The organism is Spirosoma lacussanchae (assembly GCF_005870035.1).
Lineage (GTDB): Bacteria > Bacteroidota > Bacteroidia > Cytophagales > Spirosomataceae > Spirosoma > Spirosoma lacussanchae.
Genome location: NZ_SWJG01000005.1, coordinates 262,496 through 287,041 on the forward strand (window position 1 = coordinate 262,496; position 24,546 = coordinate 287,041).

Below are 24,546 nucleotides of genomic sequence, written 5' to 3' on the forward strand. Positions count from 1 at the left end.
GGTATTTCTTTGAGTTGATAAGATTATTCTAGGATGTAATTATCCGTAATTGATATAGCTGAAAATTATGTGGTATTTTGCGTAAGTACAAATACGCATTTCTTAACCTAAACAATTGCTACACTTATGATGAACATCTTCTGTTCTACAGTAAGATCGTGTCTGCTGATGGGCTTATTACTCATCGGGACAGTGGTATACGGACAGGGCACCGTCCGAACAGGTCGGGTAACCGGCCAGGCCGATGGCGGGGGGATTCCCGGCGTCAACGTGTCCGTAAAGGGAACGACCCGGGGGGTAACTACGAACGCCAGTGGGGAGTTCAGCATTCCGGTCAACAACGGGCAGGTTCTGGTTTTTTCGTTCATCGGCTATAAAGCCCAGGAAGTGGCGGTTGGTAATCAGACTACCATCAATGTAACATTGGCCGAAGATGTTTCGACGTTGAGTGAAGTCGTTGTTACAGGATATAGCGCTCAGTCACGGCGCGACATTACGGGGGCAGTAGCTACTGTGAATACCAGGGAGTTACTGTCTATTCCGGCCACGGACGTGGCCCAGCAGCTGCAGGGCCGTGTGGCGGGGGTGACGGTTATCAACGATGCTACACCGGGCGGTAGTGCTACCGTACGTATCCGTGGTTTCGGTACGATTGGTAACAACGATCCGCTCTACATCATTGACGGTGTGCCTACCCAGAACCTCGGTACGATCAACCAGAACGATATCGAAACCTTCCAGGTGCTGAAAGATGCGTCAGCTTCGTCGATCTACGGGTCGCGGGCTGCCAACGGCGTTGTGATCATCACGACCAAGAAAGGGAAGGCCGGTGCCTCGAAGGTTACCTTCGATATGTACTACGGTTCGCAGCAGTGGGCCAGAAAAGGCGAAGTGCTGAACGCCGAGGAGCTAGGTCGGTATTTATACTTAGCTGACGTAAACGCCGGTAAAACGCCAGCTCACGGTCAGTATACGTACGGAACCAACGGCCAGGTAACGATTCCGGCGTATGTATTCCCCAGCAAAGGGGCTGAAGGGTCGGCTGGTGTAAACCCCAACCTGTACTCGCTCACGCCGAGCAACATCTACCCGATTACCCGTTCAGCCAATACCAACTGGTTCGATGAGGTATCGCGTACGGCGCCCATTCAGAACTATCAGCTGGGTGCTACGGGTGGTTCAGAGACGGGCCGCTACGCGCTGTCGGTTAACTATTTCAACCAGCAGGGTACGGTTAAGTATATCGGCTATGACCGGTACTCGGTTCGGGCCAATACGGAATTCAACATCAAAAAGCGGATTCGCGTGGGCGAAAACCTGACGGTGGCCTATAGCAGCCGGAAAGGTGGTTTCAACAACAACGAAGAACAGAACGCCGTATCGGGTTCGTATAAGCACCACCCGCTGCTGCCCGTGTACGATATCGCTGGTAACTTCGCTGGTAGCCGTGGTCTGAACCTGGGTAACAACGAGAACCCAGTAGCAACGCTCTTCCGTCAGCAGGATAACCGCTACAACAGCCTGCGCGTATTTGGTAACGCCTATGCAGAAGTTGACCTGAGTTCAGGTCTGACGGCCCGCTCAACCATTGGTATCGACGCCAATGGCGACCGCGCCAAATACCTGGGCCGGGCTAACCCCGAATACATCGAAGGTAGCTTTAACAACAACCTGACCGACCAGAATCGGTACGCCTACCAGTGGGTATGGACCAACACCCTGAACTACTCGCGCACGTTCAATACCGTGCATAAAGTGGATGCCTATGTAGGTACCGAAGCCATCCGTCAGTACCAGGAGTTCTTCGGAGCAGCCCGGAGCGGTTTCTTCAATGAGCAGCTGGCTATTCAGAGCTACCTGGATCTGGGTACCCAGTCATCGGCCAGTAACGAAGGTCGCCTGGAGCAGGATTATACGCTGTTCTCGATTTTTGGTAAAGTCAACTATGCATTCGGTGACAAGTACCTGATTCAGGGTATCATCCGTCAGGATAAATCGTCGCGCTTCCTGTCGGCTTCGAACAGTGCTCTGTTCCCGGCTGTATCGGCAGGCTGGCGGATTTCGCAGGAGAATTTCTTTAAAAACAACGTGGCCTTCGTTAACGACATGAAGCTGCGTTTCGGATACGGTCTGACGGGTAACCAGGCCATTGGTGACTACAACGCGTATACGACCTACCAGTCGAACACCTTCAACTCGGGCTATCCGATTGACGGAAGCACCAGCACCGCAACGGCCGGTTTCGATATTCGTCGTTTCGGTAACCCCAACGCCAAATGGGAAGCAACGGCGTCGACCAACGTCGGTCTGGACGTAACCCTGTTGTCGAACAAACTGGAGGTGAACTTCGACGTATGGAGCCGCAAAACAACCGACATGCTCTTCACGACGCCCTTTACCTTCACAGCGGGTGATGCTGAAGTACCAGCCTTCAACGTAGGTAGCATGCAGAACCGCGGTGTCGACCTGGCTATCAGCTACCGGGACCGGGTTGGTGATTTCCGCTACGGGGTTAGCGCTAACGTGGCTACCTATCGGAACAAGGTGCTGAAACTGGACGAAAGCGATAACACCCGCTACTTCGGTTACGGCTCGCGCGTACCGGCTGTAACGGTAACGCAGGCCGGTCTGCCCATCTCGTCGTTCTTCGGCTATAAAGTGCTGGGTATCTTCCAGTCAGAGGAAGAAGCAAAAGCCTGGGCTCCCTACGGCGACTATAACCGGGCCGGTAAATTCAAGATTGCCGACATCAACGGTGATAACGTCATTACCGATGCTGACCGGACGGTTATTGGCAGCCCGCACCCTGACTTTACCTATGGTCTGAACGTGAACCTAGGCTACAAGAACTTCGATCTGACCATCTTCGGCAGCGGCTCGCAGGGGAACGATATCTTCAACTATACCCGCTACTTCTCGGATTTCAACACCTTCCAGGGTAACCGCTCACGCCGGGCGCTGTACGATGCCTGGTCGCCAACGAACCCCGGTGGTACGGTCCCCATTCCGGATGCCAACGACCAGGTTAGCAGCCGCCCTTCGTCATACTTCATTGAAGATGGCTCGTATTTCCGCCTGAAAAACCTGCAACTGGGCTATACGCTGCCAACGACACTGCTGTCTAAGATTGGTCTGAGCAGCGCTCAGGTGTATATCCAGAGCCAGAACCTGCTGACCTTCACCAAGTACGAAGGCCTGAACCCAGAGATCAGTATCTCCAACAACTCTAGTGCGGATAGAAACCGGAACCTCGGCTTCGATGGTGGTTACCTGCCCGTATCGAGAACGCTGTTGTTCGGCCTGAGCTTAGGTTTCTAATTCAACTACTACCATTCGAAAAACGCATAGATTCCATGCAGACATTTCATAAAAAAATAGCTACGACGGCCCTGACACTAGCTGGTGTGTTGGTGTTGAACGCTTGTAACGACAAATTCCTGACGCGGGAGCCACAGGGCCAGTACAGTCCGGCGTCGCTGACCAACGGCAAAGGAATTGAGGGACTCCTGATCGGAGCCTACGGGATGCTCGATGGCGAAGGAATTGGTGGCCAGGCATCGTGGGAAAACGAAGTCCAGAACTGGGTATTCGGCGGTATCCCGTCCGACGATGCCTACAAAGGCACTGACGCAGGTGACCAGCCTGAACAGTCATTCATCGAGCGTTATGACTTTCAGGCCACTAACGGCCACATCCGTAACAAATGGCGGGGACTGTACGAAGGCGTAGCTCGGTGCAACGATGTGCTCGACAACCTGACCAACGTGAAGGATATCAGTGACGCTCGCAAGAAGCAGATCGAAGCCGAAGCAAAATTCCTCCGTGGCTACTACCATTTCGAGGCCCGTAAGATTTTCCGCTACGCGCCGTACATCGACGAGAAAGCGTACGATGCCAACGACCCGAACTCGACCAAGCTGCCCAACACAGCCGAGATCTGGCCAAATATCGAAGCTGACTTCACCGCTGCCGCTGCCACTCTTCCCGAAACGCAGGCAGAACCCGGTCGTCCAACCAAATGGGCCGCACTGGCTCACCTCGGAAAGACCTATATGTACCAGGGCTTCGACATAGCTACGGGTGCGCCAAACGCAGCTAAACTGCAGCAGGCCAAAACGGTTCTTGACCAGGTCGTGAACAGCGGTAAGTTCAGCCTGATCGACAACTTCTCGCAGAATTTCGATTCTGATACGCGTAATAACCGGGAGTCGATCTTTGAAGTGCAGTATGCCAAGTCAGCTTCGGACGATGGCGCGTCGACCCGCGGTATGGGTCTGGCTCACCCGTATGCGTCGCCCTGGGGCTGCTGCGGATTCTATCAGCCCTCGCAGAACCTGGTTAACGCCTATAAAACCGATGCCAACGGCCTGCCGCTGTTCGACACGTTCAACAATGTCGACGTGAAAAACGACCAGGGCATCCCGCTCGATGGAGCCTTTACGCCCGACGCGGGTACCTTCGACCCACGTCTTGACTGGACGGTTGGTCGCCGGGGGATTCTGTACAAGGATTTCAAAATCCACAACAGCGACTTCATCCGGGATCAGACCTATGCCGGTCCCTACTCGCCGAAAAAGCACGTGGCTTCGAAGAAAAATACGCTGCTGGGCGTTGGCTGGCAGAACCTGACGGCTAACAACTACCGGCTTATCCGCTATGCCCACGTACTGCTGTGGCTGGCCGAAGCAGAAGTTGAAATCGGTAGCCTGTCGCGCGCTCGTGACCTGACGAACCTGGTTCGGAAACGGGCCGCCAACCCGGCTGATTTCGTGAAGAAAGCGATTCAGGGGTCGACCCGCGACGCGTATACCGAAACGGCGGAGCCTGCTGCCAACTACGTAATTAAGGAATATCCGGCGTCTGTATTTGCCTCGAAAGAGTCGGCCCGTAAAGCCGTTCGCTTCGAGACCCGCCTGGAGTTTGCTATGGAAGGCCACCGTTTCTTTGACCTGGTTCGCTGGGGTATCGCTGCCGATGTGCTGAATACCTACGTCACGAAAGAAGGCGAAAAGCGCACCTATCTGAAAGGCGCTCGCTTCACCAAAGGTAAACACGAGTACTACCCGGTGCCGCAGGAAGCAATCGACAACGCGTTCAAAAATGGCCAGCCAACGCTGGTGCAGAACCCGGCTTACAAATAGTATACACTACTTAGTCAGTTTTTACCCAAAGGGGCTATCCTGTTAACAGGATAGCCCCTTTGGGTTGTTTATAAGCATACGGGTATCACTTTGTATATTAATGATAGGGAAGGTATATATTTATATTGCTACAGGATAATTATAAGATGAATTAGGACTCCTCAAGAGCGCATAAATCCGGTCAATTGTTGGCGTATTTCAGATTTACCAATAAGTTGTCATAGTTAACTATGCTACTTAAGCAATTATACGTCAACCTATTAAACCGTTTGCTCAATAAAAAACTTCTTGAGGACTACCGTCCGTCTGGGGGTGCTGATGGGGCTACCACTGGCCGGTCTTACCGCCCTGGGGCAGGGAACACCTACCGGTCAGCCCAGTACAACAGCCACGCAGGGTACAGCCCAGCCACCAGCTACTACACCAACACCGGCAGAACGAGCCATCATGGGTGGGGAACCATCTTCCCCGCAGAGCAGTACGCCGATTACCAGTACAGCCACCACACCGTCGGCCGCTACGCCTGCTCCACAGCCTGCTGCTCCGGCACCTGCCCCGGGTCAGGGAGCGGGCGCTACCCAGCCCGGGCCCGGTGGTAACCGAACCGGCAAGGTGATTGACCGGGCGTCTGGAACGGGCCTGCCCGGCGTAAACGTAGCCATCAAAGGCACCACGCGGGGCGTATCGACCGATGCGGAGGGCAACTTCCGGCTCCAGGCACCCGATGATGCAATACTTGTCTTTTCGTTCATTGGCTACCGACCCCAGGAGGTGGCCGTTGGCGGACAAACCAGTCTGAACGTAACGCTGGTCGAAGACGTATCGACGCTGAATGAAGTTGTCGTTACCGGATACGCCACCCAGGAGAAAAAGGACATCACCAGCGCCGTAACAGTTATCCAGACCAAGGAACTGCTGTCGGTGCCGGCGGCCAACCTGGGGCAACAGTTACAGGGACGCGCGGCCGGGGTGCAGGTGCTTCAGGATAACTCGCCCGGTGGAGGAGCCAGCATCCGTATCCGGGGGTTCGGCACGCTGGGCAACAACAACCCGCTCTACGTGATTGACGGCGTGCCAACCCGCGAAAATTTAAATAACCTAAACCAGAACGACATTGAGAGTATTCAGATTCTGAAAGATGCCACGTCGGCGTCGATTTATGGATCGCGGGCCGGGAATGGCGTCGTTATCATCACGACCAAGAAAGGGAAATCGGGCGAGCCGCGTCTGACATTCGACTCCTATTACGGAACCCAGCAGCCAACCCGCTACCTTGACCTGCTCAACACCCGCGAATACGGTGAGTACCTGTGGGCCAGTAAGCGGAATGCGGGGGTCGTTAATCCGGCCAACGGGAATCCGCAGCAGGCGCAGTACGGTAACGGTCCCGAGCCTGTCATTCCGGCCTTTATCGTTCCGGACGGAGCCTCGGCCGATGATCCGCGCGTGGCCCGCAATCCGGATGGCACTTACCGAAATTACAGCATCGATCGCTTCAATGATCCGCTCTTCGGGTCGCAGCGGTTTCAGATCACCCAGGCCAATGCCGAAGGTACCGACTGGCTGCGTGAGATCATGACGTCGGCGCCCATCCAGAACTACAACATTGGGCTGTCGGGCGGTACGGAAAAAGGGCGATACGCCCTCTCGGTAGGATATTTCAACCAGGAAGGAATTATCCGGTCCAACGGGTTCAAGCGCTACACGCTGCGGGCCAATACCGAGTTTACTATCAAGAACAAAGTACGCGTCGGCGAAAACCTGCAGCTGGTACTGGCGCAGCGGAACGGGGGTTTCGGAACGAAGGCACTGAAGGAAACGGTATCCTGATGGCGATCCGGATGCAGCCTATCGTTCCGGTATATGATGTGGCCGGTAACTATGCCGGTACGCTCGGTAGTAACCTGGGTAACGCAAAAAATCCGGTGGCGTTGCTCGAGCGGGCCGGGCAGAACGGCTACCGCGATCTGCGGGCGCTGGGTAACGTATATGCTGAAGCGGACATTCTGAAGGATTTCACCCTCCGCAGCAGTTTTGGCCTCGACGGCACCATCGCCTACGGTACCTACTACGGCATTCCCGAGCCCGAAGCCTCGGAGCCGGTGCGTACCTACAGCGTGCGGAAAGATGGCCAGTATCGGTATTCGTGGACATGGACCAATACGCTTTCGTATAAGAAAACCTTGGCGAGCGTACACAACGTAAATGCATTCGTAGGGCTTGAATCTATCTCGGCCTTTGGCGAATTCATCGAAGGCTTCCGCGATCGATATTACAGCGGAGACCCCTCGCTGCTGTACCTCGACATAGGCGATCAGGCTACCCAGACGAACCGGAACTACGCCTTCAACGACTACCGGCTGTTCTCGTACTTCGGGCAGGCCAACTATTCGTATCGCGATAAATACCTCTTCCAGGCTACCCTGCGCCGGGATGCTTCGTCGCGCTTCCTGGCGGCTCAGCGGTATGCTACCTTTCCGGCCGTATCGGCGGGCTGGCGCATCACGGGCGAACCATTTATGAAAGGAATTTCAACCATCAGCGACCTGAAACTGCGGGCGGGCTGGGGCCAGACGGGTAACCAGGAGATTGGCGATTACAACGCCTACACCACCTATGCGGCCGACTTCGACCGGGGTGGCTACAGCCTCAACGGCAACCCGAATGCCTATAATACCGGATTTGCCATTCAGCGCTTCGGCAACCCCAATGCCCGCTGGGAAACCACGACCTCTATCAACGTAGGGCTCGACGCCGGTCTGTTCAACAACGCACTCGAAGTAAACCTCGACGTGTACGAACGGAAGACGACCGGACTCCTGTACACCCGCCCCCGGCCAGCAACGGTAGGTCAGGGCGATCTGCCCGCCGAGAACGTGGCTGCCATCCGGAACCGGGGTGTCGACCTGCAGGTCAGCTACCGCGGCAAAGCCCTCGATAACAACATTCGTTACACGGTGACGGGTAACTTCTCCACCTATCGGAACGAGGTGCTGGAGCTGAACCCGGCCAGCCCGAACGAGCCGCTGCTGGGCCTTGGGTCGCGTTTGCCCGCCGTAACCCGGTCGGTGGTAGGGCAGCCGATTTCGCTGTTCTGCGGCTATATCATCGACGGTATTTTCCAGACGGCCGAAGAAGCCGCAGCGGCCCCGCAGTTTCCGGGCTACAACGACGCCGAGGTCGTGATCAACGGCCAGCGCGTCAAGGGTGTGGGTAAGTTCAAATATCGCGATATCAACAACGATGGCCAGATCACGGCCGACGACCAGGCGTTCATCGGTAATCCGCACCCCAAATTCAACTATGGTCTGAACGTGTCGGTCGGGTATAAAAACTTCGATCTGACGGTGTTCGGGCAGGGTGTTGTCGGCAATGATGTCTTCAACTATGTTCGCTACTGGACCGATTTCAACACCTTCCAGGGCAACCGGACCAAAGACGTGCTCTACAACTCCTGGACGCCCGAGAATCCCGGAGCCAAGCTGCCGATCCTGGACGAGAACGATGCCATCAGCAGCCGCGCATCGAGCTATTTCATCGAAAAAGGGTCGTACTTCCGGATGCGCAACATCCAGCTGACCTACTCGCTACCCAAAGGTTTTGGCAGTCGGTTAGGGCTCAACGGTGGTAGTATCTACGTGCAAACCACCAATGCGTTTACCATTACCAACTACAGCGGACTGGACCCCGAAATCACCCTGCGTAATTCATCGGCCACCGGCGAAGATCGCCAGCTCGGCGTTGACGAAGGTCGTTACCCAACACCCCGGCAGTTTCTGGTTGGTCTCAATCTGGCATTTTAACTCTTGCTGTACATACTCATGAAAACTATAAAGAAATGGGGCTATGCCGGTATGCTATCGGTACTGGTCATGACAATGAACGGCTGCGGTGAAGATTTTCTGACCCGTACGCCACAGGGTACCTTCAGTCCCGACGCCGTAACCGACGCCCGCGGTATCGAAACGTTGCTGACGGGCGCCTACGGCCTGCTGGATGGTATTCCGGCTAGCGGCTCAACCTGGCACGGAGCGGTTTCGAACTGGGTGTTTGGGGGCCTTACATCCGACGATGCCTACAAAGGGACCGATGCGGGTGACCAGCCCGAGCAGACCGCCCTCGAACGCTACGTATGGGTGGTTACCAACGAACACGTGCGGGGCAAATGGCGAACCCTCTACAATGGGGTGTCGCGGACCAATGACGTGCTGGACAATCTGGCCCAGGTCCAGAATCTGGATACGGCCCGTCGGCGGGTCATTACGGCCGAAGCCCGGTTCCTGCGCGGCTTCTACCACTTCGAAGCCAAAAAGATGTGGAACAACATTCCGTATATCGACGAGCAGGACTACAACAAGGAAGTGCCCGACAGCGCCAAGGTGCCCAATACCGAAAATGCCTGGCCGCGGATCGAAGCAGACTTTCAGTTTGCCATGCAGAACCTGCCCGATCAGTTTCCGGGCGAGCCGGGCCGGGCTACCCGCTGGGCTGCCATGGGTATGCTGGCCAAATGTTACATGCATCAGGCGTTTGATCCGTATACGGGCGCGCCCAACAGCGCCAAGCTTCAGCAGGCGCAAACCCTGCTGAACCAGGTTATTGCCAGCGGCCGGTTTGCGCTGATGCCCAACTTCGGCGACAATTTCTCGGCGGCACCGGCCAATCGGAATAACCGCGAATCGTTGTTTGAGGTGCAATACTCGGTTACGTCGTCGGCCGGTGGGGGCGGGGGCCTGGGCGATGAGCTGGCCTGGCCCTACAATACCGGGCCGGGGGGCTGCTGCGGATTCTACCAGCCCTCGCAGAATCTGGTCAACGCCTATAAAACCGACGCCAACGGCCTGCCGCTGCCGGCGACTTTCAACAATACCGATGTTACCAGCGATCAGGGCATTACGTCGGACCAGCCGTTTACGCCCTATGCCGGCACCCTGGACCCGCGCCTGGATCATACGGTAGGGCGCCGGGGTATTCCGTTCAAGGACTGGGGCGTTCATCCGGGTCGCGCCTGGATTCGGGATCAGGCCTATGCGGGGCCGTACTCGCCGATTAAGCACATTCCGGAGCGGCAGTTTTTTGGGGTAAACCCCGGCAACAACCGGCTTCACTCCAACAATTATCGGTATCTGCGGTACGATCATATTCTGCTGTGGGCCGCCGAAGTTGAAGTCGAAATCGGTAGCCTGGCTAAAGCCCGCGATTATGTGAACCAGATCCGGCGCCGGGCCGCCAACCCCGACGGCTTCGTTAAAACCGCTGCGGGGCAGCCAGCGGCCAATTACGTAATTAAGGAATACCCGGCTACGTCAACGGCTTTCGCTACCAAAGAAGCAGCCCGGCAGGCGGTGCGGTTCGAAAACCGGCTGGAGTTTGCCATGGAGGGGCACCGCTTCTTCGAGCTGGTGCGCTGGGGTATTGCCGAGCCTACCCTGAATGCTTACCTGACCACGGAGCGAACCAAACGGACTTACCTCACCGGGGCTACGTTCGTGAAGAACCGGAACGAGTTTTTTCCGATTCCGTTCGAGGAAATCCTGAACAGCAACCTGAACGGTCGGCCCACGCTGACGCAGAACCAGGGATATCAATAGCCACTGTCGGCAGATATGGTATAAAAGCAGGCACCCCTTACCCGGGTGCCTGCTCGGTTTAGCCGCAAACAACCCAGGCTGTTTGCGAGTTATAGCTGGTAAAAAACACACAACGTTATGGCTACTACATCACCATTCGATCCCGATAAAGTTGACTCTGAGTTTTATTCAAATGATCCCAACCAACACGGCGACTCTGATTTCGGCCGCGAGTCGGAGGGCGTCGGTAACAATACCTACAGTGCTTCTACCTCGGGTATAGACATGGAGGGCGAAAACCGGGAAGAAACACGGGAGTCCCGCGAGGCCAATGTCAATGTTGGCAAGGCTGAAGAGCCCAAAGGCGAGTCGTACGGCTCTACACAGGCCTGGGACGTCGAGGCTGATTCGGTAAACGATACTGACCTGCCGAAAGGGAAAATGATGAGCGACGAAGCCGGCCGTAAGCTGGATCAGGTGGCCGAAAACCCGTCTGACGATGCGCTCTTTCACCGGGGCGATGCGACCTACCTCGAAGAAGGCGACGACCCGAGTAAAGGCTACGATCCGCACAATAAGGGCTACGACGGCAAAGACAAAGAATCAGCCCAGTAACTCACTATATACCGTATTTTACGGCCAGCGACCGCGTCTGACAGACCGGTCGCTTTTTTTGTGCGTGCCGCTCAACGGGATTTCTGCAGGGTGTGTGCGATTCTTTCGTAAACTTGCCCCGCATCATTCGTTGGGCTAGTACTCCTATCGCGTTACAACCTTGCTTATTGAAACCCGTGCCTATGCCCGGGCGGGCCTGCTTGGCAACCCGTCCGACGGCTTTTTCGGCAAAACCATTGCCATCAGCGTCCGTAACTTCGGCGCATCTGTTACCCTGTATCCGTCGCCGGAGCTGACCATCGAGCCGCAGCTGCAGGATACCAACGTATTTCGGAGTCTGCATCACCTGCGCGATGCGGTGGGCACGCTGGGGTACCATGGTGGCGTTCCACTGCTGAAAGCGGCCATCAAAAAATTTGCTGAGTACTGCGAAAACGAAGGCATTCGGCTACCGAACCACAACTTTTCAATTCGGTACAACACCTCCATTCCCCGGCAGGTGGGTCTGTCGGGATCGAGCGCCATCATCGTGGCTACTTTCCGGGCGCTCATGCAGTTCTACAACGTCGAGATTCCGCAGCCGGTGTTGCCCAATCTGGTCATGGCTACCGAAACCGAAGAGCTTGGTATTGCGGCTGGCCTCCAGGACCGGGTTATTCAATGCTACGAAGGCTGTGTGTACATGAACTTCGACCGGCCAATCATGGAACAGTACGGGTACGGACAGTACGAACCGCTCGATCCGCATCTGCTCCCCAAACTCTACATTGCCTACAATACCGATCTGGGCAAACAGTCGGGTCGTATCCATAACGACGTACGGGCCCGCTGGCTGGCTGGCGAACCACTGGTGATCGACACCATGAGCGCCATTGCCGACGTAGCCCGCGAAGGCCACGACGCCCTGCTTCGGCGCGATACCGAGGCCCTCCACGAACTTGTTAACCGCAATTTCGATTTGCGGAGCCAGATCTATTCCATCAGTGATCGGAACCGGGCGCTGATCAATACCGCGCGGGCCTGCGGGGCGTCGGCGTCATTTACCGGTTCGGGCGGGTCGATTATTGGCATATACCGCGACGATGCCATGCTGAACCGACTCTTCGTTGCCCTGAAAGCCATTAATGCCCGCGTTATAAAACCATACGTCGTATAGCGACGCCACCGACTACCGGTCTCTACCAGAGAAATCATGATCAAAAAAGCTGTTATACCCGCTGCCGGGCTGGGAACCCGGTTTCTGCCTGCCACCAAGGCACAACCCAAAGAGATGCTGCCGATCATTGACCGGCCTACGATTCAGTATGTGGTGCAGGAAGCTGTCGATTCAGGAATCGAAGACATTCTCATCATTACCGGAAAGGGAAAACGCGCCATCGAAGACCATTTCGATCGCAACTTCGAACTGGAAACCCGGCTCGAAGAAAAAGAAGATCAGCTGTTGCTCGACGAGATGCGCCGGTTGTCGGACATGGCCAACCTGCACTACGTTCGTCAGCGTGAACTGAACGGACTCGGCGATGCCATTCGGTACGCGCGGCATCACGTAGGCAATGAGCCGTTTGCGGTGCTGCTGGGCGACACCATCATGGATTCGGTCATTCCGGTTACGCAGCAGCTGATCGATACCTACGCCCAGTACGGCGGATCGGTCATTGCCGTTGAAGAGGTTCCTCACGACAAAGTAAACCGCTACGGTATTGTGGGCGGGCGTTCGATGAGCGACCGGATTCTGGCTATCGATACGCTGGTCGAGAAACCGGCGCTGAACGAGGCTCCTTCCAACCTGGCCATTGCGGGTCGCTATATTCTAACGCCCGATATTTTTACCATGCTTGAACAAACGCCGGCCGGTAAGAACAACGAAATTCAGCTGACCGATGCCATGCTGCTGCTGCTCAAGCGCGAAAACCTGTACGCGCACCATATTGAGGGAAAACGCCACGACATCGGCAATAAGCTCGACTTCCTCAAAACCACTGTCGAGTTTGCGCTGAAGCGCCCCGAGTTTGCCGATAAATTCCGGGCCTTCCTCGAAGAAATCGTCCAAAAAGGCTGATTGCAACGGCAGCGCCCGGCGTATGAATCGCCGGGCGCTGCCGTTACCTCATCTGTCTGTCAGCGAACCCGAAGCGTCAGGCTGGCTGTGTCATCTTCGCCGTTGGCGTAGCCGTTGCCCGGCGTGCTGTCAGGATCTTGTTCTGTAACCTCCTGAATTTGCGCCTGTAATGTAGCTGAGCCAGCTACCCGAACGGCCAGTACCAACGTGAACGACTGACCGGCGGCCAGTTTATTGACGTATCCCCGAAGCTGTTGGCCGTTTGCAGCCCAGCCGTTGCTATTGGTTACGACCCAGTTAGCTGGCAGTTGGGTTTGAATGACAATCGAGTTTGCCGATGCGCCACCCCGGTTACTGACAGTTAGCGATAGACTGACCACCTCGCCGGGCTGCGGAGTGAGCGTGTTGATCTGCGATGACAGGCTCAGGTCGGCTTTAGTGGGGTCGGTTGCTGGCTGACTGGTGGTAACCCGCGGCAGAGGCTGCTGGTTCGGGTTCGCCGATGCAACCAGGGGGCCACTCGCATCGGTCGTTCGCAGGTCTGTCGTGACGGCATCATCCTGGCCGTCGCCGGTGCCGGAGTTGGGCTGGCTGTCGGGGTCGGGTGTTTGGGTAGCCGTTATCTGGGCCGATGTAGCAAAGACGCCCGGCTGAGTGGTTTTGGCCCGAAAGAGAAAGCTTCGGCTACTGCCCACTGGTACTGTACCTACCTCCGCCGTTACAATCCCGTTTGCGGCACTGATACCCGGCGAGGGTGAATCGACAAACACCAGCCCGGCTGGCAGTACGCTCCTGACCTGTACCCCTGCCGACTCCTGGGGGCCAGCGTTGGTCAGAATAAGTGTATAGCTGACAATCTCATCGACTTTAGGAACCCGGTTGCTGACCTGCATCTGTAACGCCACATCGGCGCTGCCCGTACCAACGGTAACCGTGGCCACGCCCGATACCGCGCCGGTACTACAGGCGTTTGTCAGCGCCGACAGACTGTACGTGGTTGTACTGGTAGGCGATACGGGCATCAGATACGGGTTCTGGTAAATAGCCGACGCCGACTGGCCATTGGTGAGCGTAACCGACCATGGCGCCGGACCGCTGAAGGTGATGGGCAGTTGAGCCGTTTGCCCGCTGCTAATGAGCGCGCCCCCCGTCAGTGTAGCCGCCGTTGGCTCCCCAATCCTGACCTCAACCGGGTCCGACTCTGCAGAACAGGCTCCCTCAATCTGCACAACACTGTAGAGACCCGACTGGGTAGCATAGTATTGATTACCAGTGTAGATAGCTGTTCCATTGCGTTTCCACACTAGGGTTCCATTGTTCTGCCCCGCCTTTTTTAGCAAAACAGCGTTATCTGCACACACCTGCCCGGAGGCTGGTATCAACTGAACAGTAGGTTTACTCAGGCTCCCAAACCGGACCAGCAGGCCTTTGGATAGTCCGCTGCAGGCACCATTAGTCACGCTGACAGAATAAACGCCTGCCTGGTTCGTGTATACGAAAGAGTTGTTTTGTCCGGGCATAGCGACTCCATCTTTGAACCACTGAAAGGTGGTGCCTGACAAGGTGTTGGGCTGACTGGCATAGAAATAGCGGTAGGAACACGCTTCCTGACCCTCTTCAAAGTAGAAAGCCACTGGCTGAATGGCGTTGGTAAACGTGAGCGAAACCGGATCAGAAACAACCTGACATGAGCCACGCGTTACCTGAAGGGTGTACGTTCCTGATGTCTGCGCCGTATAGCCGGAACTGGTAGCTCCCGGCATATCGACGCCATCTTTCTGCCACTGATAACTGCCACCGCCAACGTATGGGTTCGCGTATAGTTGGCGTGAATCGCCGGGGCAGGCTGTTTTGTCGATGATTGAATTTATTTGGGGCTTAACGGGAGTTCCCTGCCGAATTACAAACGCATTGCTCCGTGTGGTACATGTTCCCTGCATTAGCTGGAACCAGTACGTACCCGGCTGGGAAGCATAATAATCATATCGATTGGCACCGCTTATGGCAACATTATCCCGATACCATTGAATGGTATAAAGGCCCGCAGTATTCTGATTACTGGACAAACCATCGCCAACGAGGTAAATGCTGGCAGCACCTGTGCAAAGTATAGAGTCTCCAGCCGGATAACTGTTTAGGCGGGCGTACAGAGACTGACCGAAATTTAAATTTCGGTTAGAAACTATTGGGGAGCAGGTTCCATCCGTTATCCGGAAGCTGTACTGCCCGGTTTCTGATACAGTAAGTGTGCTGGCCGTAGCTCCCGCAATATCGACTCCATTGCGGGTCCACTGGTAGGCAGCCGTTTCGCCAATATAAGAGGAACTGAGTGACTGAGGCTGGCTGATACACAGCGGCTGGTCCTGAACCAGAGCATTTAAGCTTACGGAAGGGTTAGTCGACGTAGAAAGTTGATAACTGTTGCTTTGTACGGTACAACCTGCCTGCCAGACAGTGGCCGAGTAGGTGCCGGCCTGCTGCGCCGATACAGTCTGCGAGGTGGCCCCGGTAAGCGGACTTCCGTTCAGCAGCCACTGATAGCGCTCGGCGCCTGTCGGGCTATAGTTGCCCTTACGAGAAAACAATGAAAGAGTCGCACGGCTGCCGGTGCAAACCTCTCCACTGCTAGAATAACTACGTAAAGTACCCCGCCGGTCTGTGGCGACGGCTCCGGCCAGGTCTCCAATAGCCAGCGAAGTGCTGGAATTACTCGTTGCTTCGGCTACCGGTGCCATCAGTTGCAGGCGATAGCCAGTGCCGAAAGGCAAGGCATTGGAACCCGATGGGAGCGTTACTGAAATGGGGCTGCTGGTGCCGCTTCCAATTTTGCGCTGATCGGCAAAACTACCGCTTGCGTCCGATACCCAGACCTCAACGGTCGCTCCCGTTGGCAACCCCGGGCCGGTTGTTGTGTAGGAAATATTGACCACGTTGCCCGCGCAGAGTGTCGTGTTCGATACACCGGTCAGGGTAATAGTTAATGGCGTATAGGGTACGGCCAGCGCATCGGTTTGCCAGACACCTCGCCCCTGAGTAGCCGCCACCACACGGCCGTCCGACGCCCGGTACCGTAGCTGATTGATGCGAAACGGTCCCATTCCTGTACCCGAGTACGTCCAGCCGGGGTTGGTCAGCGTAATATCTGACGTAGACCAGATGCCGGCATCGGTGCCCAGCAGCACCTGTTTCCGGTTCTGGGGGTTGAAGAGTACCGTACGCACCGGTACATCGGGCAACCCAAAATTGGTTTGGTCTTTACCCGTCCAGGTAGCGCCCCCGTCCTGGGTGTACCAGACCGACTGCACCCCGTAATTCGATACCGTTACGAGCAGTTCGTTATCATCGGCCCCCACATCGATGCAGGAAATGACGGCGTTGGGCGGTAAAGCACCATTGTCGATGTTAGTAACGGTCGGCGTCGCCTGATCGAGGTTGGTTACCTTCACCAGTTTTCCGGAGTAATTGCCCACGAACAGAGCGTCGCGATTACGCCCCAGCTTCAAGGCTGACACGGAGTTGGTAAAACCCGTCAGCGGGAGGGTTGTACTGACGGGTGTGGTCCCCACCCCGGTTACTCGCCGAATACTGTACTGACTGTTGGCATAGTTAGCCGTGTACAGAATATTGGCCTGACTGTCATAATCCGAAGGATTAGGAATCAGAGAATTATTTAGCGAAGTAAGGAGTGTTACCGATGAGCCAATATATATGTAAAAATTCGAATACCACTGAACGATTTGCTTAGCAGGCTCATCGTCATCAATAAAGACTGAGCCAGGAGACGATAGAGGTAAAAAATGATTTCTAGCGGCAATACCTTGTGCATTTACCTCAAAATAGCCAAGCCCTGTGATTCCGGCTAGCATATATGAACTACCTGGAATGTCTCTTAATGCAATGAAGCCAATATCACTAATCCGATGATTGTTGTAAAGATGTAAAAGTGTTGGATTTGCCGTTGTGGTATCGCCCCAGTTGGCCGACCAGTGTATACCGATGTCGTCGGCAAAAGCGGCTCCGGCACTGCCCGGCTGAAACCAAAGTCCCTGCTGGCTCGCAAAGCGATAAGCCAGTGGGTCGTTCCAGGTGCTGCCGCCATCGGTAGAGCGAAACCAGTCGTAGCCGCCCGCGTAGACTGTATTAGGATCGGTGGGGTGAACGGCCAGACTAAGCCCTGCCGAACCATTTCCTTTGGTAAAATGACTACCCCCGCTGGACGTCGGGATAACGAGGTCCGTCCAACTGATACCGCCATTACTGCTTTTCTTGAACCACTTTATATCCTGGCCATAATTCAAGCTGTTGTACGCCCGAGATACGGCGTATAGTACCTGGCTGCTGCCGCCGGTTGTAGGGGCCAGTGCCAGCTCGGTGCGTTCACCACTGGTATTGGGCGGGGTGATCTCGGTCCAGCTTGTACCGGCAGTGGTGGTCGACCGGAATACCCGACTGGGGTTAAACGCTGCGTACAGAATACCGTCCGATGCCAGTTCGAGGTCTGTTACCAGATCGTTGTAATAATTCCCGGTATTGCTGCCTGCCCCAATGCCCTGATTAGGTGCCAGCACAAACGCCCAGCTCGCCCCGCCGTCAGTGGAGCGCACAAGGCCGTAACGGGTTGCTGCAAAAACCTGGCCGCTGGCCGTAACCACCAGGCGTTGAATATAGGTAAAGGATTGCCCGATGGAGGGGTAATTACCGCCCGGAATAGTGCTGCTTAGCCGGGCCCAGGTGGTGCCTCCGTTGGTCGTTTTCCAGATGCCGCCCCCGTTAATGCCTCCATAACCATCGCCCGTACCGGCATACATAATCTGCGGGTTCGACGGATCGGCGGCCAGGGCGGTTACTATCGTGTTTTCCCAGTTGTCGCTAACGGGCGTCCAGCCCGCGTTGCTATCGGTGATGTCAGTGGTGTACCACAGGCCGCCTGCCGGGCTTCCGGCCCATACCTTTTTACGAGCCGGATCATTGGGGTCGAACAGCAGCGCCCGGGTACGACCAGCCGCATTGCTGGGCCCGCGCTCCTGCCAGGTTATGCCCGGAATAGCAGCCTGCGTACTTATGCCGCCCGATAGCTGCTGTCTGTTAAGCAGACGCCGGGCCTCGTCGAGCCGTTCGGAGGGTACGCGACCCAGCGCCGGGTCGAGCGTTCGTAATCGTTCATCTTCGGCCAGGCGGGCCAGGGTATCGCGCGGATCAACTGGTAAAGGAGATTGCGCGCGGGCAATGACGAAGCAGAGCAGAAACGCGATGGTCGTCTGCAGCCGAAAAAATGGATAAAGCAAAATAGTTACGGTTGTTGATTTTGACAATAGGTTACAAGATACGTACCAATATCAAATCAATCATGGCGATACTTACTTTTTTGTTTGCCCTAACGAACCCGGAGCGTCAGGCTGGCTGTGTCATCTTCGCCGTTGGCGTAGCCGTTGCCGGGGGTGCTGTCGGGATCGGTGGGGGTGCTACTTTGAATTTGGGCTTGTACTGTGCCTGCCATACTGGCCTGAAGCGGTAAAACTACAGTAGTCTGCGCATTGGCTCCCAGCGATGGCACGGTTCCTGATACAACCTGGCCGCTAACGGTCAGACCCGTATTACTGGTCAGTTGCCAACCGGCGGGTAGTTCGGTCTGCACCGCCACATTGCTGGCTGCAGCCCCACCCCGGTTGCTGATAACCAGACTCAGGCTGAAGGGCTGGTCAGGCAATACCGCCAACTGACTGCTGACGAGGGCCAGGCTTATATCTGCCTGGTTGGGGTCAGTGGGCGGTTGATTGGATAGAACGGGGGGGAGTGGGGTCTGGTTGGGGTTAGCCGAAACAAATAGACTAACCGAACTGCCCACCCGAAGGTCGGTTTCGGCCATGTCGTCCTGGCCGTCGCCGGTGCCGGAGTTGGGCTGGCTATCGGCGTCGGGCTGGCTGGCCGAAATAATCTGAGCTGCATTACGGAACGTTCCCTCTGCAGTAGCCTGCACGGTATAGCTGAACAGCATGGTTTGACCCGCTGCGAGATTAGTACCGGTCATAGAAACCACATCGTCAACAGCCGTTACGCCCGGCATCGGGCTACCAGTGAAGATAAGATTCGGAGGCAGGCGGTTCTCGAGTTGAACCAGACTAACCGATTCGGGGCTACTGTTTGTCAGGGCCAACTGCAACTGGATCGGTTCTCCAACCGAAGCTGTCCGCCGGTCGCTCGAGAACGCCAGCGAGAGGTCAGCGGGCATCAGGACCGTTATAACGGCCGTACCCGACGCCGTACCGGTTCCGCATCCGTTGCGGATAGCCGTCAGGGTGTAGGTAGTCGTAGCGGTTGGCTGAACGGTCAGGGTAACCGGACTGCTAACCGCTGAGCCGCTTAGACCCGGCGAGAGGGTGTACGACCACGGCCCCGAACCGGTAAAGGCTAGCGTCAGCTGGGCGGTCTGGCCCTGGCCAATGGCCGAGGCCGTTGTAGACAGGGTGCCCGTTGCCAGTGGCTCCACCAGCAGGGAGTTGATGTGGGCATCCATCCAGGCCAGTCGGTTGGTCAGCCACGTTTTTACCTGATTGACTTCATCAAGCTGGGTGGCCCCCACGTAGGATGGCTGGTCATTCCAGACCTGTACGCCGAGGATGGGCCATTTGGTGAAGTTGCGGTTCAGCGAGCCCTGGTTTAGCAGCGCGTACTGTGCATCGACATACGCCAGTAGCGTACTCGTTTGCCAGACGGTCTGGCGGAGTTGCTTATACCGGGTAACCAGCTTGTTGGCATACTGGCAGCAGGTCAGTAGCCTGGCCCACCAGAACGGTACCGGAAAGTTACCGTCGCCGGGTGCCGTGTAGCGCCAGCCCTCATACGTTTGGGCATTGCCGTCGAACGGGGTTGTCAGAAACCCGTAGGCCAGGTTGAAATCCCAGGCTGGTCCGGCCGATAGCCGGCCCCCGTCGGCGTCGCGCTGCTTCGACAGGTAGGCACTAATGCGAAACCCGTCGGCATTGCTGGTCGCTTCCTGAAGCAGGAAATAATCAATAAATGTATCCTCAACGATGAATTTCGAGTAGCCGTTGGTCGCGTTGCAGCAGGAGGTGCTGTTGACCGTAGTTTCAAACTCGTCGACGTAGCCCTGTATGTAGTTGAACTGCTGGGCGGTGATGTCATCGTCGTTCGGGTAATGGGTGGCCCACTGGTGTGGAATAGTGCCGCCCGGACTCATGTAGTTCGATAACCAGACATGGTTCGGGTCGAAGTCGCCACAGTTTTTGTCGACCTTGACAATATAACCACCGGTAATGCGGGCGGGGCTGGTGTCGTCGGGGTTCAGGCTTCTGACATTGACCCGATTGGCGTCACGCTTTACCCGCTCCTGGAAAATATAAATACCCTGGTATACACCGTTGATAATCAGCTCGACGTATTTGACCCGGGAGGCATAGCGCCCCGACTGGTTGGCCATGTAATAGGTGAGCGGGTCGCGGACGAATGACTTATCGGTGTAGGAGGCATTGAGTACCCAGTCGCTTTCGGCCGGAAAGCCGAACAGGGCCCTGTCGATGGATTCTGTTACCAGCGTGGAATTGCGGAGTTCGATCCCGTACGGTTTTTTCGGAAAGTTCTGGCTGGAACATCCTCTGAACTCGACTTTGGCCTTTCCCTGGTACTCGTTGGGGACATCGGTAATTGAGTTGATGCCGCTAGCGTTGTTGATGATACTCAGGCTGGTGACGATACCTGGTTCGTCGTTAATGGTTTGCCCTTCGGTGTCGATAATGATGATGGGCAGGTTGGAGGTGGTTAAGGTTTGTGCATTACTCTGAAGGCCTAACAGGCACAGCAGAGTAACCACTAGTGTGGCTATCTGGCTTGGTGTGGTCATGGTCAATAAGGAGGTGTAGTAGAGGGGTAGCAACCCAGGCCGGTTTATAAACTGGCCTGGGTTGCTACTATATAAAGTAGACGAATTGACCCAGATACGTCACGTTGTTTTTATTAATCGGCAGATGAAATTGGATTAAAATGAGTAAATTATTTATTTATATAATGCTATTTCGGGTTTAGTTAGGAATAGTTAGAAACAGGCTGGCTGTATCGTCTTCGCCATTGAGGTATCCGTTACCAGGGCGGGAGTCGGGGTCGGCTACCGATGCGGCTATGATCTGAGCCTGAACGAGGGCCTGAGCGGCTTGCATAGCAGTAGCTCTGAACCAGAAGGTACTCGACTGCCCCGGCGCTATGGAGGCAAATGTACCCGCTACAAATCCATAGCCGCCACTCAGCGCAGGACTGTCCAGAAAGGCGAGGCTGGGTGGAAAAGAGCACCCAATCCGTACGGAGTTTGCGGATAAACCACCCTGGTTGGTAACGATAATACTTACGCTTACAACCTGGCCGGCCTGGATCAGCAGGCGGTCACTGACAATCGACAGGCTCAGGTCGGCTTTGGTCGGATCGGGCGCTGGCTGGTTAGGTAGTACAGTCGGCAGGGGCGTCTGAGTAGGGTTGGGCGATTCGAACCGGCTGGTACTGTGGTCCGGGGTGCGTATGTCGAGCCGGGCGGCATCATCCTGGCCGTCGCCGGTGCCGGAGTTGGGCTGGCTGTCGGGGTCGGGGGCACTGCTGTTGGTCAGCTGAGCCGAGGTTACATAGCTGCCGGGTTGGGTAGGGCGTAACCGAAATACAAAGTCGGCCGTAGCGCCTGTCGGCAGGCTGGCCACACTGGCGGTAAGCGTCTGGTCAGTTACGCGAATAGCCGGCGATAGTATCTCGACAATCTCTACGTTGGCGGGCAGCAGACTCTGGACGGCCACATCCGCAGCGCTGGCTGGGCCGGCGTTGGCTACCGTCAGCGTAAACGTGACCGGTTTTCCAACCGCTACCGTGCGGCTGCTGCTTGTCATTGACAGCGACAGGTCGGCCTGGCTACAAAGCGAGAAGTAGGGGCTGGGCGCGCTGCTCACGGCCGGGTTGGTAGCTGTTATCCGCAACCGGTACTGATTGCCCGCTGGCGTTGCCGCCGGTATAGGCACCGACATCGTTGCGGGGTTGCTGGCGGCTGAACTGAACTCCTGAAGGGTGATGGGATTGGCAAAAGATCCGCTTGCATCGGACAGCTGAAGCCGGTAGCGGTTACCACTGTTCATTGGGCCGCCTTCGACCAGCATCTCAACCAGCAACGGGCTGCTGACGCAGGTGGGGCTGGCCGATGCCATACCTATGTTCAGCACCGGCGGAATAGCACTTACCGGCTCCGGAGCTGCGTAGAGGATGACACGACCGTTGAGTAGCTGGGTTTCGAAGAAAAGCCCGGCTCCGCTGCTGCCCTGTTGCCGGACAGATACCCGATACCGGCCGGGTTCGACCCCACCAACGCCCCCGGCAATGGGCGGGTAGTTGCGCAGGTAGTTGAAATCGGCAAACTGTTCATAGTCGGGGGCCTGGCTGCTGGGCGGGGCCAGGGTCCAGCCCGAATCGCCGAAACTACCACCGTCGATCCGTTCCAGCCGCACTTCTACGGCCGCTGTTGCCTGTACCATCAGGTAAAAACTATGGCTGGCCGTTTCGTAGCGGTAACCAACCCGCTGCAGGATAGCCGCCGGGCTTCCGCCTACAACGGGTTGGGTAAGTGCAGACTGGGTCGGCGTTGGCGTTGCGAAGTAATTGACCGTAAACGGTTCTCCCGGCTTACCAATGAGCGCCGGGCTGGTCGAAACGGTTCGAAACTGGTACTGTCCGTCAGGTAGGTTGCTGGGTAAGGTCAGCGGAATGGGGTTGACGGTGCTTCGGGCCGATTCTGTCACGACTTCACCCGTGCCGGTTCGGATCAGCTGAACAAAATAGCTGTTATCTGTCAGCTGCGGATTGCTCCGCAACGAGGCTGCCATGATCGTTTCGCCCGGGCGTCGGGCCAGGGGCAGGGTGTAGCCGCTGGTGATGAGGGGAGCGTCGGCAGGGGGGAGATAGGGCTGGGCCTGCTGAAAGAAAGCAGGAGTCAGCGATTGTAGCCAGGTGGTGATAAACTTGGTGGCACCCGTACCTGCCAGATGAATGTTGTCGGGCCGGTTGGCGGAGCCGACGAGACTATCGGTGGCCGGGCCGGGAAAAACGGCGGGTAGTTCGGTAATGAGCCGGTTCTGGGCGGCAATGACGTTGGGAAACGTTTGCCCATTGATATAACTCACCCGCGACATGACCCAGGGCAACGTGAAGCCGGTCTGCTGTCGGCTCTTTTCAATAACCTGTCGGATGTTATCGAAATAGGTCTGCGTATCGGTATAGGAGTCGCTCTCGCCCTGGTGCCAGAGTACGGCCCGGGCCCCGGTGCGGCTTACGTAATGCAGCAGCGCCACCCCCAGCCGCCGGTAGACGGCGGTGTTCTGCGTAGGCCCAATAATCCCGGCGGCCGATTGCTGCCATTGACTGCTGGAGGTGCCGCCGAGGGCCGCTCCCAGAAACAGAACCGGTACGTTGAGCTGTTGTACGAGCCGGTCGCCGAGGGTACTCCAGATGTGGGGAGGCTGGCTGGGCCCGATGCTGCTACCGTAACTCGCCCGGCTGAACCGGAGTGGAAGCAATTGCTCGCTCAGACTATCCTGCTTGAAATCCAGACACGACACCCGATCTTCGGCTGAGTTGCTGGCTCGCTGGAACCCGCCATATACATTCGACTGGCCGGCAATGACGAAGACTTCGCCCACACCCACCCGGTCAACGTTGGTCTGGGTCAGCAGGCTGCTGCCGTTTTTGGCCCGCACCTCCAGCCGGTACCAGCCCCCCGTCGCCAGCACGGAGCCCCGAAAGGCTTTGGTGGTGGCCAGAAAGGGCAGATTTGTCCAGGCCGTGAGCTGTCCCTGGCCCAGGGCGAGGGGCACCAGGCGGGCTTCGACGGCGGTGGCGTTGGAGGGGGCCAGTCCGGCCACCAGGATGTTGGCTTCGTTGTAGAGGTTGCGCTGGAGGACCATGCGGGCCACCGGGCTGCTGATACTCAGCTGGGCGGATACACTAATAGGAAGTAGACAGCCGACCAGCAGCCATCTATAGCGGGATAAAGCCATGAAGGTGTACAAGTAAGAACGGTGGGTCTTTTATAACTCACGTTGTACACAAATGAAAGGGCTTAGGGCAGTAGCGGAAAATAAAGTAACTGAACGGTGTATTTATGTATATATAAAAAGTATGCCTG

At 56.3% G+C, this 24,546-nt stretch carries 11 protein-coding genes; 8 read left to right on the forward strand and 3 right to left on the reverse strand.

Features of this window, described 5'->3' with window-relative positions; all coding sequences use genetic code 11:
• Nucleotides 1-126: 126 nt before the first annotated feature.
• The 8 genes from FBR45_RS18955 (at nt 127) to galU (ending at nt 13,385) form a co-directional block, all read left to right on the forward strand.
• Complete coding sequence (locus FBR45_RS18955; RefSeq protein ID WP_138505180.1) at nt 127-3,318, forward strand: SusC/RagA family TonB-linked outer membrane protein; 3,192 nt, start codon at nt 127-129, stop codon at nt 3,316-3,318.
• Nucleotides 3,319-3,353: 35 nt separating this feature from the next.
• A complete protein-coding gene (locus tag FBR45_RS18960; protein ID WP_138505182.1) occupies nt 3,354-5,141 on the forward strand; it encodes a RagB/SusD family nutrient uptake outer membrane protein in 1,788 nt (595 codons plus the stop codon).
• Between the two features lie 288 nt (nt 5,142-5,429).
• Nucleotides 5,430-6,971: a SusC/RagA family TonB-linked outer membrane protein gene (locus tag FBR45_RS26770; RefSeq protein ID WP_262709534.1), complete on the forward strand. Its 1,542-nt coding sequence runs from the start codon at nt 5,430-5,432 to the stop codon at nt 6,969-6,971.
• Nucleotides 6,971-8,944 (forward strand): SusC/RagA family TonB-linked outer membrane protein, encoded by a 1,974-nt coding sequence (locus FBR45_RS26775; protein WP_262709535.1) that lies wholly within the window; start codon nt 6,971-6,973, stop codon nt 8,942-8,944. The genes FBR45_RS26770 and FBR45_RS26775 overlap by 1 nt, the downstream gene beginning before the upstream one ends.
• Before the next feature lie 18 nt (nt 8,945-8,962).
• Nucleotides 8,963-10,732, forward strand: a complete 1,770-nt coding sequence (locus tag FBR45_RS18970) for a RagB/SusD family nutrient uptake outer membrane protein (RefSeq protein ID WP_138505184.1) — start codon at nt 8,963-8,965, stop codon at nt 10,730-10,732.
• Nucleotides 10,733-10,849: 117 nt separating this feature from the next.
• A complete protein-coding gene (locus FBR45_RS18975; RefSeq protein ID WP_138505186.1) occupies nt 10,850-11,326 on the forward strand; it encodes a hypothetical protein in 477 nt (158 codons plus the stop codon).
• A 160-nt stretch (nt 11,327-11,486) separates the two neighbouring features.
• Complete coding sequence (locus FBR45_RS18980; RefSeq protein WP_138505188.1) at nt 11,487-12,482, forward strand: mevalonate kinase family protein; 996 nt, start codon at nt 11,487-11,489, stop codon at nt 12,480-12,482.
• A gap of 36 nt (nt 12,483-12,518) precedes the next feature.
• Nucleotides 12,519-13,385: a UTP--glucose-1-phosphate uridylyltransferase GalU gene (gene galU / locus FBR45_RS18985; protein WP_138505190.1), complete on the forward strand. Its 867-nt coding sequence runs from the start codon at nt 12,519-12,521 to the stop codon at nt 13,383-13,385.
• A 59-nt stretch (nt 13,386-13,444) separates the two neighbouring features.
• On the opposite strand, the gene FBR45_RS18990 is transcribed toward galU, so the two are convergent.
• The 3 genes from FBR45_RS18990 to FBR45_RS19000 all read right to left on the reverse strand — a co-directional run bounded on the left by FBR45_RS18990 (nt 13,445) and on the right by FBR45_RS19000 (nt 24,418).
• Entirely contained in the window at nt 13,445-18,670 is a 5,226-nt protein-coding gene (locus tag FBR45_RS18990) for a hypothetical protein (protein WP_246082303.1), read from the reverse strand.
• 89 nt (nt 18,671-18,759) lie between these two features.
• A complete protein-coding gene (locus FBR45_RS18995) occupies nt 18,760-21,243 on the reverse strand; it encodes a CotH kinase family protein (RefSeq protein ID WP_138505192.1) in 2,484 nt (827 codons plus the stop codon).
• A gap of 178 nt (nt 21,244-21,421) precedes the next feature.
• The gene (locus tag FBR45_RS19000; protein ID WP_246082304.1) at nt 21,422-24,418 is read right to left on the reverse strand and encodes a sialate O-acetylesterase; all 2,997 of its coding nucleotides are present in this window, start codon (nt 24,416-24,418) and stop codon (nt 21,422-21,424) included.
• Between the last annotated feature and the right edge of the window lie 128 nt (nt 24,419-24,546).

What these genes read in the sequence shown, in the direction of transcription:
- FBR45_RS26775 (WP_262709535.1), top strand. Translation starts at nt 6,971, where the DNA reads ATGGCGATCCGGATGCAGCCTATCGTTCCGGTATATGATGTGGCCGGT.
- FBR45_RS18960 (WP_138505182.1), top strand. Translation starts at nt 3,354, where the DNA reads ATGCAGACATTTCATAAAAAAATAGCTACGACGGCCCTGACACTAGCT.
- galU (WP_138505190.1), top strand. Translation starts at nt 12,519, where the DNA reads ATGATCAAAAAAGCTGTTATACCCGCTGCCGGGCTGGGAACCCGGTTT.
- FBR45_RS18995 (WP_138505192.1), bottom strand. Translation starts at nt 21,243, where the DNA reads ATGACCACACCAAGCCAGATAGCCACACTAGTGGTTACTCTGCTGTGC.
- FBR45_RS19000 (WP_246082304.1), bottom strand. Translation starts at nt 24,418, where the DNA reads ATGGCTTTATCCCGCTATAGATGGCTGCTGGTCGGCTGTCTACTTCCT.
- FBR45_RS18955 (WP_138505180.1), top strand. Translation starts at nt 127, where the DNA reads ATGATGAACATCTTCTGTTCTACAGTAAGATCGTGTCTGCTGATGGGC.
- FBR45_RS18970 (WP_138505184.1), top strand. Translation starts at nt 8,963, where the DNA reads ATGAAAACTATAAAGAAATGGGGCTATGCCGGTATGCTATCGGTACTG.
- FBR45_RS18975 (WP_138505186.1), top strand. Translation starts at nt 10,850, where the DNA reads ATGGCTACTACATCACCATTCGATCCCGATAAAGTTGACTCTGAGTTT.